This is a genomic window from Iodobacter fluviatilis (genome assembly GCF_900451195.1).
In the GTDB taxonomy this organism is placed as follows: Bacteria; Pseudomonadota; Gammaproteobacteria; order Burkholderiales; family Chitinibacteraceae; genus Iodobacter; species Iodobacter fluviatilis.
In genome coordinates this window covers 610,590-624,950 of record NZ_UGHR01000004.1, presented here as the reverse complement: position 1 = coordinate 624,950, position 14,361 = coordinate 610,590, and the positions used below count along the sequence as shown (strand labels likewise).

At 49.2% G+C, this 14,361-nt stretch carries 10 protein-coding genes; 3 read left to right on the top strand and 7 right to left on the bottom strand.

Going from position 1 to position 14,361, the window contains the following annotated elements; genetic code table 11:
- Positions 1-628: 628 nt before the first annotated feature.
- The 5 genes from corA to DYD62_RS21495 all read right to left on the bottom strand — a co-directional run bounded on the left by corA (position 629) and on the right by DYD62_RS21495 (position 5,430).
- Positions 629-1,723: a magnesium/cobalt transporter CorA gene (gene corA / locus DYD62_RS21515; protein ID WP_233702992.1), complete on the bottom strand. Its 1,095-nt coding sequence runs from the start codon at positions 1,721-1,723 to the stop codon at positions 629-631.
- The gene (ppx, locus tag DYD62_RS21510; protein ID WP_172476531.1) at positions 1,687-3,153 is read right to left on the bottom strand and encodes an exopolyphosphatase; all 1,467 of its coding nucleotides are present in this window, start codon (positions 3,151-3,153) and stop codon (positions 1,687-1,689) included. The genes corA and ppx overlap by 37 nt, the downstream gene beginning before the upstream one ends.
- 147 nt (positions 3,154-3,300) lie before the next feature.
- Complete coding sequence (phoU, locus tag DYD62_RS21505; RefSeq protein WP_099396822.1) at positions 3,301-4,002, bottom strand: phosphate signaling complex protein PhoU; 702 nt, start codon at positions 4,000-4,002, stop codon at positions 3,301-3,303.
- Positions 4,003-4,097: 95 nt separating this feature from the next.
- Positions 4,098-4,754, bottom strand: a complete 657-nt coding sequence (rpiA, locus tag DYD62_RS21500; RefSeq protein ID WP_099396823.1) for a ribose-5-phosphate isomerase RpiA — start codon at positions 4,752-4,754, stop codon at positions 4,098-4,100.
- Between the two features lie 73 nt (positions 4,755-4,827).
- Positions 4,828-5,430: a MarC family protein gene (locus DYD62_RS21495; protein ID WP_115229948.1), complete on the bottom strand. Its 603-nt coding sequence runs from the start codon at positions 5,428-5,430 to the stop codon at positions 4,828-4,830.
- A 215-nt stretch (positions 5,431-5,645) separates the two neighbouring features.
- Here DYD62_RS21495 and DYD62_RS21490 point away from each other — a divergent pair, with 215 nt between their 5' ends.
- The 3 genes from DYD62_RS21490 to DYD62_RS21480 all read left to right on the top strand — a co-directional run bounded on the left by DYD62_RS21490 (position 5,646) and on the right by DYD62_RS21480 (position 8,016).
- Positions 5,646-6,065, top strand: a complete 420-nt coding sequence (locus DYD62_RS21490; RefSeq protein ID WP_099396825.1) for a globin family protein — start codon at positions 5,646-5,648, stop codon at positions 6,063-6,065.
- A gap of 152 nt (positions 6,066-6,217) precedes the next feature.
- Positions 6,218-7,699, top strand: a complete 1,482-nt coding sequence (locus DYD62_RS21485; protein ID WP_115229947.1) for a S41 family peptidase — start codon at positions 6,218-6,220, stop codon at positions 7,697-7,699.
- Positions 7,696-8,016, top strand: coding sequence for a hypothetical protein (locus tag DYD62_RS21480; RefSeq protein ID WP_115229946.1), 321 nt, complete (start codon positions 7,696-7,698; stop codon positions 8,014-8,016). The genes DYD62_RS21485 and DYD62_RS21480 overlap by 4 nt, the downstream gene beginning before the upstream one ends.
- 308 nt (positions 8,017-8,324) lie before the next feature.
- Here DYD62_RS21480 and DYD62_RS21475 read toward each other — a convergent pair whose 3' ends face one another.
- Both DYD62_RS21475 and gltB read right to left on the bottom strand, forming a co-directional pair.
- Positions 8,325-9,740 carry a glutamate synthase small subunit GltD family protein gene (locus tag DYD62_RS21475; protein WP_115229945.1) on the bottom strand — a complete coding sequence of 472 codons (1,416 nt, stop codon included), beginning with the start codon at positions 9,738-9,740 and terminating at the stop codon, positions 8,325-8,327.
- 118 nt (positions 9,741-9,858) lie between these two features.
- Positions 9,859-14,292 (bottom strand): glutamate synthase large subunit, encoded by a 4,434-nt coding sequence (gene gltB, locus DYD62_RS21470; protein ID WP_115229944.1) that lies wholly within the window; start codon positions 14,290-14,292, stop codon positions 9,859-9,861.
- Positions 14,293-14,361 lie beyond the last annotated feature (69 nt).

Genomic DNA, 14,361 nt, shown 5'->3' with positions numbered 1-14,361 from the left:
CGATTTCCAGCCCGATATTCTCTGATTAAATCATCCTCCCCAGATACTTTTACCCACAATCCAGCAGCAGATGCTGGATTTTTTTTGCGCGAATAAAATGAAACAGATCAGCTCTTGCCCTGTGAATTAAGGCGTATTAAATAGAGAAAATGCCATTAGCATAACCATTCGAAAGATAAGTTATATGTTCAAAAGCTTTCATAAAGCCAGTAAATAACGCCCTGCCATTTTTATTCAATAAGCATATAACCTACCGTTCGTCGGCAATACTGAAGGAGCTGGGCCGATTATTCTCTCTGAAATATTACATCTATATGATTAATGATTGTGGCATTTATTAAATATATGTATATTCAATATTTCACCAAACTTTCTTGTTTTATACAAATAATTCTGAATTTATTTATAAGACTTAGCAACAATGAAAGTATCACCTAAAGATGTAACCGGAGTGTAGTCATTGAATCAACCCAGAGCTCACGAATTTTCAGCACTTTCTTTTTTTAGCATGCAAAGAAAGCAAGACAGACGCAGCTTGATTAACCACCGTTTTCCCTGCTGTACCGAAGAAGGGCTGGTGCTGGCGGAGCGCCGGGAAGGCAAAGAGCGGCGTGCTCAGCCAGTAGATTCAGAACCAGCGTTTGGCCCTGAAATATAGCGTTAAACTCAGGCCAATCACGGCCATGCCCCCCAATACGGCAAAGTAGCCCCAACGCCAGTGCAGCTCTGGCATCACTTCAAAATTCATACCGTAAATCCCTGCAATTAAAGTGAGCGGCATAAAGATGGTTGTCAGTACCGTAAGCCGCCGCATTTCTATATTCATACGGTTGGATTGCAAAGACATATAGTTGTCTTGCAGTGAATTGACTAAATCCCGCAAGGCCTCACCGCTTTCAATCATTTGCACCACATGATCATAAACGTCACGCAAATAGAGCTGAGTTTCATCGCGGAAAAAATCAGCTTCATCCCGCTGCAAAGTATTCATCACTTCCCGCAGCGGCCACAGGCCCCGTTTTACATATTGCATGGTGCGGCGCAGCGCCTGAATTTCTTGCAGCTGGGCAGGATGAGGGCCGCTGGAAATCGCATCGTCCAAATCTTCGCAGCGCTCGCTAAGCGCTTCGAGCACCAAGAAATAGCGATCTACCAATTTATCCAGCAGGGTATAGACCAGATAATCTGAGCCAAACCGGCGCAGCTGTGACTGGCTGGATTTCAAGCCCTCGCGAATTTGATTAAATGTGCCGCTTGGCTGCTCCTGAAATGTCAGTACGTAATTACGCCCCAAAACAATACTGACATGCTCGCTGCAGATCTCCCCCTGCTCATTCACACTGACAAGACGCAAACAAATAAACACATAGCCATTAAATACTTCGACTTTGGGTCTTTGCTCGGTATTGAGAATGTCTTCCAGCACCAAGGGATGCAAGCCAAAACGCCGGCCTACTACTTTGAGTAAATCAATATTGGCAAGGCCGTGCAGATTCAGCCAAAGCAAGGGATGGCGAGGCTGATAATCTTCGCCATCAGTCAAAGAAGTGAAGTGGGTTTCCTGAAATTCTTCCGCACCATGACCATATTCAATCAGGGAGGCCAGCGTTGGATCGGCATCACGCGGGCCTACATAATGCAGGCTGCCAGGTGCCATACCAACTTTGCTGGCCGTTGGAACCGTTCTTAGCTTACGACGAGCTTCATGCCGATGTTTTGCCACGCGTTAACCTCCTCAGTAAGCGCGTAAGCGGTCAGCGGGTTTGCTTCCAGCCATGCACTGTCCAGCTCTAACAAAAACTGCTTACTATTGGCTTCGCAACGAAGTAAAGGCAGATCGATATCAGTACGTGAGCGGCAAAAAATCGTCGCCAGTCTCAGCGCTAAAATAGCCGACCATTCCACCAGATCGATCATATCGTCACCCAGCTTGCCCAAGCCGCCCCGGTGTGCCAGCACTAGCCGCGCCAGCAATGCCTGCTCGCGCTTGGAAAACCCCGGCATATCTGCATGCAGCAATATATAGGCCGAATGTTTGTGATAGCTGGCATGGGCAATAGAGCGCCCTACTTCATGCAAAGCCGCCGCCATATTCAGGCGATGTGCCCCAACCGCATCATCGGCCACCATACGGGTGAATAATTTACCCGCCAGTATGGCTACTCGTTCTGCCTGATAAGGGTCTACATGATAGCGGCGCTGAAACTGCTCAACCGAGCGATGACGAATATCATGCTCGGATTGCCGCCCGACTAAATCGTATAAAACGCCATCACGCAGCGCACCAAAGGTCACGCCCATACGTTCTACAGCCAGCATATCGAACACGGCCATCATAATGGCAAAGCCCCCTGGCAATACCGGGCGGCGATCAGCCCGCAGGCCGTTGAGCTGCACTTTATCCACATGCCCTGCCGCCAGAATATGCTGACGCAGCTTATCCATCCCCTCGCGGGTGATGCCCAGCGCAGAAAAATCATTCAGCTCTAAAATATCGGCAATCGAGCGGGCGGTTCCAGAGGTGCCCACCGCACGCTGCCATTGCTCATGATTAAAATCCGGCACCAGTGAAAGCAACATACCGCGCGCTGCAAGCTCGGCCTCAGCCAGACGCTCTGAAGTAATTACGCCATCAGGAAAAAAACGTAAGCTCCAGCTCACGCAGCCCATCGGTACGCTTTCAGTACGGAAAATCCTGAAGTGGCTGCCGGTAATCAGCTCGGTAGAGCCTCCGCCAATATCCACAACCAAGCGCTTGTCTCGCGTGGCGGGCAGGCTGTGCGCCGCACCGATATAAATCAGCCGCGCCTCTTCCCGCCCTGCAATCACCTCAATAGGAAAACCCAGAGCGGCTTCGGCCTGAGGCAGAAAAACACTGGCATTTTTTGCAACGCGAAATGTATTGGTCGCCACCGCGCGCACACATTCTACGGGCAAGCCACGCAAACGTTCACCAAAACGCGACAAGGCTTCAATCGCCTGTTGCTGCGCTTCTAGCGTAAGCGCGCCTGAGGCATCCAGACCCGCCCCTAACCTTACGGTTTCTTTCAAGGAATCCAGGGGAAACAGCGCGCCTTCAACCACGCGGGCGATTTGTAAGCGAAAACTGTTTGAACCAAGGTCGACTGCGGCAATGATAGGATAATCAGGCATATATGGCTTCAAGATGAGAGCATGGGCGTTAAGATAACGTGCGCCCGCCTTGCTGGCAAACAGGAAAATCCCCAGATGATAAAAAGGGCAAAGGCGGTTTGTGCCGCCTTTGCCCTTAAACTGCTAAAAATTTCATTTAAAAAAGTCTTAGCCTAAAGCGACGCGATCGACTTCTTCCTGGTTTTTATGACGAACATCCTGTCCTTTAACCAGGTAAATCACCTGCTCGGCAATGCTCACGGCCAAATCACCAATTCGCTCAATTGCTTTTGCAATCCATTGAATTTCAAGGGTAATTGTAATTGCGCGAGGGTCTTCCATCATCACCGTAATCAATTGACGCTGCAATGCGCGATATTCGTCATCAAGGCGCTCATCTGCACGTTTTACATCGGTTGCGGTTACGGCATCCATACGGGCAAATGCATCCAATGCACGAGACAACATATCCAGAGCATGCTCTGCAATATGGTTTAATTCATTAAAGCGGGGCACTTGCAAACGGCCTGCTTCATAAATGTTTTTAGCCCGCTTGCAAATACGCGTTGCCTTATCACCAATTCTTTCCAGATCTTCAACCGCTTTAATCACGGTCATCACCATGCGTAAATCAGAAGCCGCAGGCTGGCGGCGTGCAATCATATGAATACACATATCATCAAGCAATACATGCATTTCATTGACGCGATTTTCTTCTTCCAGCACATGATTAATTGTGCCCATATCGCCAGAAGCCAAAGCCTGCATAGACTGGCGTACTTGTTCTTCCACCAGACCAGCCATCCCCATCACCTGGGAGCGAATTTCTTCCAGCTCAGCATCAAATTGTTTTGAAATGTGTTCAGACATCAGAGAAATGCTCCTGCAGTATATAGATTACAAAATAGCACAAGTATATGACTATTTTATTGCAAGTATTTTGGAAATGGCTGGCAATACTGTATTTACTTCAGTGTTTGCACACCTTTACTGGTGCCTAATAACAAAACATCTGCACGACGATGAGCAAATAAGCCATTGGTAACCACGCCTACAATCTCATTAATCTGGCTTTCTAGTTTATTGGCTTCACTAATTTGTAGCCCATGCACATCTAAAATGATATTGCCATTATCTGTAATCACCCCTTCACGATAAGCAGGATGACCGCCTAATTTAACTAATTGCCTTGCCACATAAGAGCGCGCCATTGGAATCACTTCCACTGGTAAAGGAAATTTACCCAGCACATCAACCAGTTTGCTTTCATCGGCAATACAAATAAACTGCTCTGCTACCGCAGCCACAATTTTTTCACGCGTTAATGCAGCGCCGCCGCCTTTAATCATTTGCAATTGGCGGTTAATTTCATCCGCGCCATCCACATACACAGGTAAATGATCAACCGCATTTAACTCAAACACCGGAATGCCATGCGATTTTAATCGGGCCACACTGGCTTCCGACGAAGAAACTGCGCCTTGAATACGGCCTTTTATTGTGGCTAATGCATCGATAAAACAATTAGCAGTCGAGCCTGTGCCTACGCCCACAATGCAATTGTCCGGCACATAATCAAGTGCTGCACGGCCTACGGCTTGTTTCAATTCATCTTGATTCATTATTGATTCCCAGTTTGGTCATAAATGATTAAATCTATTGTAGCCCGGTAAAAAAACAGGCGTTTGTGCCGTATCAAGGCAGCGTAGCCAAATAATGACGAATTCCTGAAAGCAGCATTTCTACCGCAATCGCCGTTAAGATCAGCCCCATTAAACGCTCAAATGCCGTGGTGACTCGCTCTCCCAGCAAAAGACTGATTTTTTCAGAAAAAGCCAGCGTCAACCCACAAACCAGCATGGTCAGCGCCAACGCGCCTATCCACTCCCAAAGCCTCGCAGGCTCACGCGATACCAGCAATAAAACCGTCGCCAGCGCAGAAGGCCCGGCCAGCAAGGGAATTGCCAGCGGCACAATAAAAGGCTCGCCCTCAGCAGTATCGCCAAATACGCCTTCAGGGTGAGGAAAAACCATCCGCAAGGCAATCAAAAACAAGATTACCCCGCCAGCAATGCCTAAAGATGTTTCAGAAAGATGCATCAATTGCAAAAACTGCTGCCCGAACAGCATAAAAATGACCAGCACGCAAAAAGCCACCGAAACCTCGCGCACAATCATGCGGGTACGGCGCGCTTTGGGCACTTGCTTGAGCAAAGATACAAATAGGGGAATGCCGCCAAGTGGATCAGTCACAAGGAGCAAAAGAATAAAAGCCGAAGCAAAAGAAGAAGTTTCCATAGGCCCGATTCTAACGCGTACAGCATTAAAAACCCATTGGGAAAAACAGGGTGCTATGCCGCTGAATATCAGTAAACCCACGCTTATCCATTAGTCGGCCCAGCCTGCATGACAAACAGTGACAGACCATAGTAGACAAAGCAAAGCAGCATTCAATACTCAGCTGATATCAATCATCAGTAAAACTCACCTTTTACTTACAAAGGACCATAACCATGCCTTTAAGCGATAAAGATATTTCACTTGTAAAAGAAACTCTTGCCCTAGTTTTACCCATTGCAGACACGGCTGCCGAAATGTTTTATCAGCACCTGTTTGAAATCGCCCCTGAAGTAAAACCCCTATTTAAAGGCGACATCAAAAAACAAGGCGCCATGCTGATGACCAGTATCAAACTGGCTGTGGATAATATTAATAAGCCGGAAATCTTGCTGCCCGCCATACAAAAACTAGGCGAGCGCCATGCTCATTATCACGTACAGGAAGAGCACTACACCACGGTTGGGCAAGCGCTGCTCTGGACGCTGGAACAAGGATTAGCCGATGCATTTACCAGCGATGTTAAAAGCGCATGGGCAGCAACCTATACCACTCTGGCCTGTGAAATGATCAAAGCACAGCGTGGCACAGCATGATGGGTAAATAGCCACCGCAGCGGCCATGCCATACAAATATATTTAAGGTATGTGTAATTATTTGCAAATGCGCTCATGTAGAATACTTTCTGAAATACAAGCTGAAACTTAAAACAATATTTCAAAAAACCATATATGAGTAGAGCGAAACCATGCTTTTCAACCCAACAACCGCTTTAAAAAAAAGTCTGAAATACAGTTATCTCGTTCTGATTTGTGCTTTAAGTGCCTGTGGCGGCTCTGAAGAAGACAGCAGCCCAGGCGCAATTCTCAGCTCCAGTGCTTACAAAGATATGTGTGCCAGCCCAAGAACAGGAGCCGACCCCTATAACAATAACCGTGCCTACCCAGACCGGCAGGGTAGTTTAAAAGATGAAAAAAACTGGTTGCGGGCATGGGTAGATGAAACCTATCTCTGGTACAGAGAGGTTCCAAAAAACTTAAACCCGGATCACTACGCAAGTGCTACTGCTTATTTTGCCGCTTTAAAAACCCCTTTAATCACGGCCTCTGGTAAAGAAAAAGATCACTATCACTTTACAGAAAATACTGCTGAGTACAATAAACAAAGCCAGTCTGGCTTAGAGCTTGGCTACGGTATGGCCTATACCTTTATTGCTACAGATGTTCCCCGCAGATTAGTGGTTGCCTATGTGGAGCCCAATTCGCTCGCAGAAAATGCAGGCATCAGCCGTGGCATGGAAATCGAAAGCGTGGATGACTATGATTTACGCACAAGTAATAATACGGATGCACTCAATTCAGGGCTGTTTCCAACGATTGCATATCAACGCCACCAATTTGTTTTCAAAGATTTAAACGGTAAAAAACTTAATAAATCATTAACTGCACTCGAAGTTCAGACAACACCTGTTCAAAATGTAAAAAACTTTCTTAGCGTTAAAGGGAAAGTAGGATATTTAACATTTAACAGCCATAACGCCATTTCAGAATCACAGTTAATCAATGCCGTCACTCAATTAAAAAATGACAATGTATCTGATTTAATCTTGGATTTACGTTACAACGGCGGGGGTGCGCTTTATATTGCAGACGAGTTAAGCTATATGATCGCAGGGCCAGCGCAAACGCTGGGCAAGACCTTTTTTAAATTAAAATATAACGATAAAACGCCGGTTGATCCCAATAATACATGGCCGTTTTATTCAACGTCCGGCTCATCCGGCGCTTTATTGCCTACGCTTAATCTAAAGCAAGTCACCATCCTGGCTGGCAGCGGTACTTGTTCGGCCAGCGAAGCCATTATTAACGGCTTGCGCGGCGCGGATGTGAAAGTCAATTTAATTGGCGGGCAAACCTGCGGCAAACCCTATGGATTTATCCCTCAGGATAACTGCGGCACCACTTACTTTACCGTGCAATTTCAGGGTGAAAATCATAAAGGCTTTGGCGATTATGCCGATGGCTTTAGCCCGACATGTAAAGTGGATGAGGATTTCAAAGCCGCGCTGGGCGATAAGAACGAACGCCTTATTTCTGCTGCACTCAGCTACAACGCCACAGGCCAATGCCCGGCAAACGGGCAGACTTTGGGGCAGTCACGCAGCGAAAGTAGTGCTCCATTACGTCCTGCCCTGCGGGAAATAATGACTCTAGAAAAAGCCAGACGATGAAACGCCTTTCCCTCTGTCTGCTATTAAGCGGCTGCCAAGCATTTGCCCAACGGCCCATTGACGCTGTTTTGCAAAAGCCAAACGAAGAAATACCCCGCACCGTTGCCCAGATGCTAGGTGTTTCTGAAGTGAAGCTGGCAAAAAATGCCTTGATGAACGATAGCCAGCTGCTGATCGAGCGCTCGAAGTTACAAGGTTTAAGCCTAGAAAAACCGGAAGTTTTCAGGCTAAGCCTGCTTGGCAAGCGCTGCTGGTTAACAAGGGTGAATACAGGGGAAAAGCGGGAGTTGAAAGAGGTAATGTGTAAGGAAAAATAAAATCTCTGTGCCTATACCTTTCACCTAGGCAAGCTTTATTCATAATGAATGGCATCTGCAAGGCGGGTAAGACCCCAGTTACACTAAGCCCGCGCTGGCTAAGCGCTCCAAAATCAACGTGCCGAAAGCACTAAAAAGGTCTATTGATTTTGCTTAATGCGCATGGAGTGAAACCCGCCGAGCCCTGCGATGAAATATGAACACGGCGGCTTGCTCCCCCCTGCAGAAACAGCCGCATATCTACGCCATAAATGCACAAAGGGGAGAGCCATGGCCCTCCCCTTTGTTCTGCTCATATCAGACGCCGATTACCAAACGCCCAAAAACTCCAGCATGCCTTCTGCAGCCTGACGGCCTTCAAATACAGCGCGCACTACCAAATCTGCACCACGCACCTGATCGCCACCGGCAAATACTTTTGGATTGCTGGTTTGGTGTTTCAAGGCTTGCTTCTCTGGTGCAATGGTACGTCCACGGCTATCCACCTTAATACCCTGCGCTTCAAACCAAGATGCCGCTTCGGCTTGGAAACCAAAGGCCACGATCACATGATCGCATTCAATGATTTGCTCAGAGCCCGCCACTTCAACCGCTGCCTGGCGGCCATTGGCATCCGGTGCACCCAGCTCGGTGGTCACGAGTTTTAGCCCAAGACTGCCATCGCTGTTTTGGATAATGCCAACCGGCTGACGATTCCACAGAAACTCAACGCCTTCTTCCTTGGCGTTTAATACTTCACGCTTGGAGCCTGGCATATTGGCTTCGTCGCGGCGATAGGCACAAATCACCGATTGCGCCTGCTGGCGAATCGAAGTGCGGTTGCAATCCATTGCGGTATCGCCACCACCCAGTACCACCACGCGCTTACCGGCCATACTGATGTAATCTTCACCCGCTGGTAAGGTATCCATGCTGTTTCTGACGTTATTGATCAGAAACGGCAGCGCTTCCATCACGCCAGGCAAGTCTTCACCCTCAAAGCCACCCTTCATGTATTTGTAAGCGCCCATGCCCATAAATACGGCATCGTAATCACGCAGCAAATCTTCGATCGTAATATCTTTGCCGATTTCAGTATTCAGGCAGAACTCGATGCCCATCCCTTCCATGATTTCACGGCGGGTTTGCATCACTGATTTTTCTAGCTTGAACTCTGGAATACCGTAAGTCAGCAGGCCACCGATCTGCTCATAGCGATCAAACACCACCGGCTGCACGCCATTACGCACCAGCACATCGGCGCACGCCAAGCCTGCTGGGCCAGCGCCAATCACGGCCACCTTTTTATCAGTTTTTACCACGCCCGACATATCCGGACGCCAGCCTTGTTTGAAGGCTTCATCGGTAATGTATTTTTCTACCGAGCCAATCGATACCGCGCCAAAGCCCCCTTGATTTAAGGTACAGGCCCCTTCGCACAGGCGATCTTGCGGGCAAACACGGCCACAGATTTCTGGCAATGAATTGGTTTTATGCGATAGCTCGGCCGCTTCAAACAAACGCCCTTCATCCACCAGCTGTAGCCAATTTGGGATGTAGTTATGCACAGGGCATTCCCACTCGCAATAGGGATTACCACAACCCAAGCAACGCGCAGCCTGCTCACCGGCATCTGGCTTATTCAGCGGAGCGTAAATTTCTTTAAATACAATCTTGCGCGCGGCAGCGTCAACCTTCTCGCCCGGATTCCGGGCAACCTTCATAAACTGGAATACATCTGACATGATCTAAACCTCGGTATTTAAATTTGATGTTGGATTGTGTAAGTTGGGCTCAAGCTAGCCCAACATAGCGATCGTCGGTGAAAGTTGGGCAGATCAATCGCTAGCCCAACCTACCTCATCAATCCTTTAACAGATCATCCAACTTGGCCGCCTTAGGTTTCACCAGCCAGAAGTTATCCTGTGCTTCATCAAAATCGGCCAGGATATCAATGGCGCGAGTCGATCCGGTCAGCTTGGCGTGATCGCGCAATTTACCGCGTAAGAAGGCCCGCACTGCACCGTAAGACTCACCATTAATCAGATTAATATCCACCAGCTCATTATTAATACGGTAAGCAAAACGCTCTTTAGGATCGTAAACCAGCGCAAAACCACCGGTCATACCCGCACCAAAGTTGTAGCCCGTTTCACCCAGCACAATCACGCAGCCGCCGGTCATATATTCGCAGCCGTGATCGCCAATGCCTTCCACGATGGCTGTGGCGCCCGAGTTACGCACCGCAAAACGCTCACCCGCCGTACCTGCAGCAAAGAGCTCACCACCGGTTGCGCCATACAGGCAGGTATTGCCTACAATCACGCCAGCGTGCGATTCAAACTCTGAAGCTTTCGGCGGATAAACCACCACGCGCCCGCCGCTCATGCCCTTACCGACGTAATCGTTAGCGTCGCCTTCCAGCTCAATGGTCAGACCCTTGGCATTCCACACACCCAAGGATTGCCCAGCCGAGCCATGCAATTTGATATGCAGGCAATCATTTGGCAGGCCATCCGCGCCGTGTGCCTTGGCGATTTCACCCGACAAACGCGCACCAATGGAGCGATGAATATTGCGCACTGCATATTCAAGCTTTTGCGGTGTTTGGCTCTTAATACCAGCAATGGCGTCTTTAACCATTTGTTCGGCCAGCTCGCCCTTATCAAAGGACGGATTGCGCTCTTCCACACAGAAACGCGGCTGCGATTCTGGAATCGTGCCTTGGCTAAGCAAGACGCCCAGATTCAGACGGCCTTGACGTTCAGTCGCGCCCGCTGCCAGCTCCAGCATTTCGCTGTGGCCGATCAGATCGGATAATTGACGCACCCCAAGCGCCGCCATCCATTCGCGAGTTTCTTGCGCGATAAAGGTAAAGTAATTCACCACCATTTCTGGCAGGCCAATAAAGTATTTAGAGCGCAGCTTGATCTCTTGCGTTGCCACACCGGTTGCGCAGTTGTTGAGGTGGCAAATTCGCAAGAACTTACAACCCAGCGCCACCATTGGCCCAGTACCAAAGCCAAAACTTTCTGCACCCATCATGGCGGCTTTCACCACATCCAGGCCGGTCTTTAAGCCACCATCAGCCTGCATGCGCACGCGACCACGCAAGCCATTGGCACGCAAGACTTGCTGCGCTTCAGTTAAGCCCAGCTCAAATGGCGTACCGGCGTATTTTACTGACGCCAAAGGCGATGCCCCTGTACCACCGTCGTAACCCGAAATAGTGATCAGATCGGCGTAAGCCTTGGCCACACCCGCAGCAATCGTGCCCACGCCCGGCTCGGCAACGAGTTTCACCGACACCAGCGCATCTGGATTGACCTGTTTCAAGTCAAAAATCAGCTGGGCCAAATCTTCAATCGAATAAATATCGTGATGTGGCGGCGGGGAAATCAAAGAAATCCCAGGCTTAGAGCAGCGCAGCTTGGCAATCAGCGGGCTGACTTTATCGCCAGGCAATTGGCCACCTTCACCCGGTTTTGCACCTTGGGCCACCTTGATCTGCAAGACTTCGGCATTGACCAAATAATGCGGCGTCACGCCAAAGCGGCCAGAAGCCACCTGCTTAATCTTGGACATTTTCACCGTGCCATAACGCGCCGGATCTTCACCGCCCTCGCCCGAATTCGATCTGCCGCCAAGACGGTTCATCCCCTCAGCCAAGGCTTCGTGCGCTTCTGGGCTGAGTGCGCCCAAGCTCATGCCTGCAGAATCAAAACGCTTCAGAATCGATTCAACGGATTCGACTTCATCAATCGAAATCGCCTTCGCGACATCCAGCTTCAAGCCCATCAGATCACGCAACATGGCAACAGGGCGCTGGTTCACCAGATCGGCGTACTTGCGGTATTCCTTGTAATCGCCGTTTTGCACGGCTTTTTGTAGCTGCATCACCACATCAGGGTTGTAAGCGTGGTATTCCTCGCCAAACACATATTTCAACAAGCCACCCTGCGCAATCGGGCGCATGGTGTTGAAAGCCAGCTTATTCAGCTTGCCTTGATCTTCTTGGAAATCAGCAAAATTAGCGCCAGAAATCCGTGAAACCGTGCCGTTTAAGCACAGCTCAACCACTTCTTCATTCACACCAACGGCTTCAAATAGTTGTGAGCCACGATAGGAAGCAACGGTTGAAATGCCCATTTTGGAGAGAATCTTCAGCAGGCCTTTATTAATCCCCTTACGGAAATTATTGGCGGCTTTCTCTAATGGCAAATCAATCTGGCCGATTTCTACCAACTCTTTAATGGTTTGGTAAGCCAGATACGGGAATACTGCGGTAGCCCCATAGCCAATCAGGCAGGCAAAGTGATGCGGATCGCGCGTGGTTGCGGTTTCAACAATAATATTACTTAGACAACGCAGACCTGAATTGACCAGTTCATGGTGCACCGCCCCCACAGCAAACAGCGCGGGAATCGGCAAGCGGCCTTTTTGAATATTTTTATCGCTTAATACCACCACCACGGTTTTTTCATCGCGAACGCTGGCAAGTACATCAGCACGTAGCGCTTCGATCGCCGCTTTGAGCGTGGTTTGAGCCGGGTCAAACGTAATATCAAAGAAAGCCGCTTTGTAATCCGGATCGGTCATGGTGGTCAGGGCATCAAACTTATCTGACGACAAGACCGGCGAGCGAACTTCCAGGCGGCTGGCGTTAAATTCTGTTTCTTTAAACAGATTACGCTCTGGCCCAAAACAGGTGTTCAGCGACATCACGATCGCTTCGCGAATCGGATCGATCGGCGGGTTGGTCACCTGGGCAAATTGTTGACGCAAATAATCATATGGTGAGCGCACTTTCTCGGATAACACCGCCATTGGCGTGTCATCCCCCATCGAGCCGATGGCTTCTTGGCCGTCTGCGGCGAGTACGCGCAAGATTTGATCGCGCTCTTCAAAAGTCAGCTGAAATTGCTTTTGGTAAGTTAGCAGCTCTTCACGACTCATCGCTTCTAGCGGTGAGTTGTCTTCTGCCAGCTCTAAATGCTGGGCGTGTTTCTTTACCCAAGCGCGGTAAGGCTGGGCAGTTTTCAGACGGTTATCAATGGTTTCAGTGTCTAAGAATTCACCATTACTTAAATCGACAGCCACAATCTGGCCCGGTTTAACGCGGCCTTTCTTCACCACATCTTCGGGCTTATAGCCCCACACGCCGATCTCGGAAGCAATGGTCAGATGGCGATCTTTGGTAATTACATAGCGCGCTGGGCGTAAGCCATTGCGATCGAGGGCACAGCCTGCGTAACGGCCATTAGTCCACACGATACCGGCCGGACCATCCCACGGCTCCATATGCATGGAGTTGTATTCATAAAACGCGCGTAAGTCGCGGTCATTGCTATCGACGTTTTGCCATGCAGGTGGCACCAGCATACGGAAAGCACGGAATACATCCATGCCGCCCATCAGCAAGCCTTCGAGCATATTGTCCATCGACATGGAATCAGAGCCATTGGTCTGAACAATCGGACGCACCGTGTCCATATCCAGATGCTCGCTGTCCATAATCGCCTCACGGGCTTTGGCCCATAAACGATTACCGTGCAGCGTATTGATTTCGCCGTTATGCGCCAGATAGCGGAAAGGCTGAGCCAGCTTCCACTGCGGCCAAGTATTGGTCGAAAAGCGCTGATGATAAACGGCAAGCGATGATTCAAAACGCGGGTCTTTCAAATCCAGATAGAACTCTGGCAGATTATCCGGTGTAACCAAGCCCTTATAAGACAGCACATGCGGGCTTAAGGTTGGCATATAGAAAGCAGCATCGTCAGTACAGGCTTTTTCTGCCACACGTCGTGCTTGATAGAGCTTTCTTTCAAAAACCTGGCTTGTCATCCCTGCTGGCGCGTTCACAAACAGCTGGCCAATGGTTGGCAGTGTTTGTAAGGCATATTCGCCACAGGCCTCGATATTCACCGGCACACTGCGTACACCAGCAACTGATAAACCCTGCTCCTCCATTGCGGCAAAGAGCTTTGTTAATGATGCTTGCGCGTTGTAGAAAATAATCCCTACAGCGTATTCATCGGCCACCGTAAATTGGTTTTCTGCGGCCACGGCGCGCAAAAAACTGTCCGGTTTTCGAAACAGCAGACCACAGCCATCGCCTGACTTTCCATCAGCGGCAACAGCGCCACGGTGTGTTAGACATGCAAGAGAGCTAATTGCAGTAGAAACCAGCCAATGCGACGGCTTGTCATCCATTTGAGCAATCAGGCCGAAGCCACAACTATCTTGTTCGAACGTCGGGCTATACAAAGTGCCCTTTAACCAGCCTTGTCGATCCATCACAAAACCCTTAGGGGAAGCAGAAGTTTTTATATCAAATATGCGGCGAAATGGCCTTGATTCTATATG

Coding starts and splice junctions, on each gene's coding strand:
- rpiA (WP_099396823.1), bottom strand. CDS start 4,754: ATGAATCAAGATGAATTGAAACAAGCCGTAGGCCGTGCAGCACTTGAT.
- DYD62_RS21495 (WP_115229948.1), bottom strand. CDS start 5,430: ATGGAAACTTCTTCTTTTGCTTCGGCTTTTATTCTTTTGCTCCTTGTG.
- phoU (WP_099396822.1), bottom strand. CDS start 4,002: ATGTCTGAACACATTTCAAAACAATTTGATGCTGAGCTGGAAGAAATT.
- DYD62_RS21475 (WP_115229945.1), bottom strand. CDS start 9,740: ATGTCAGATGTATTCCAGTTTATGAAGGTTGCCCGGAATCCGGGCGAG.
- ppx (WP_172476531.1), bottom strand. CDS start 3,153: ATGCCTGATTATCCTATCATTGCCGCAGTCGACCTTGGTTCAAACAGT.
- DYD62_RS21490 (WP_099396825.1), top strand. CDS start 5,646: ATGCCTTTAAGCGATAAAGATATTTCACTTGTAAAAGAAACTCTTGCC.
- DYD62_RS21485 (WP_115229947.1), top strand. CDS start 6,218: ATGCTTTTCAACCCAACAACCGCTTTAAAAAAAAGTCTGAAATACAGT.
- gltB (WP_115229944.1), bottom strand. CDS start 14,292: ATGGATCGACAAGGCTGGTTAAAGGGCACTTTGTATAGCCCGACGTTC.
- DYD62_RS21480 (WP_115229946.1), top strand. CDS start 7,696: ATGAAACGCCTTTCCCTCTGTCTGCTATTAAGCGGCTGCCAAGCATTT.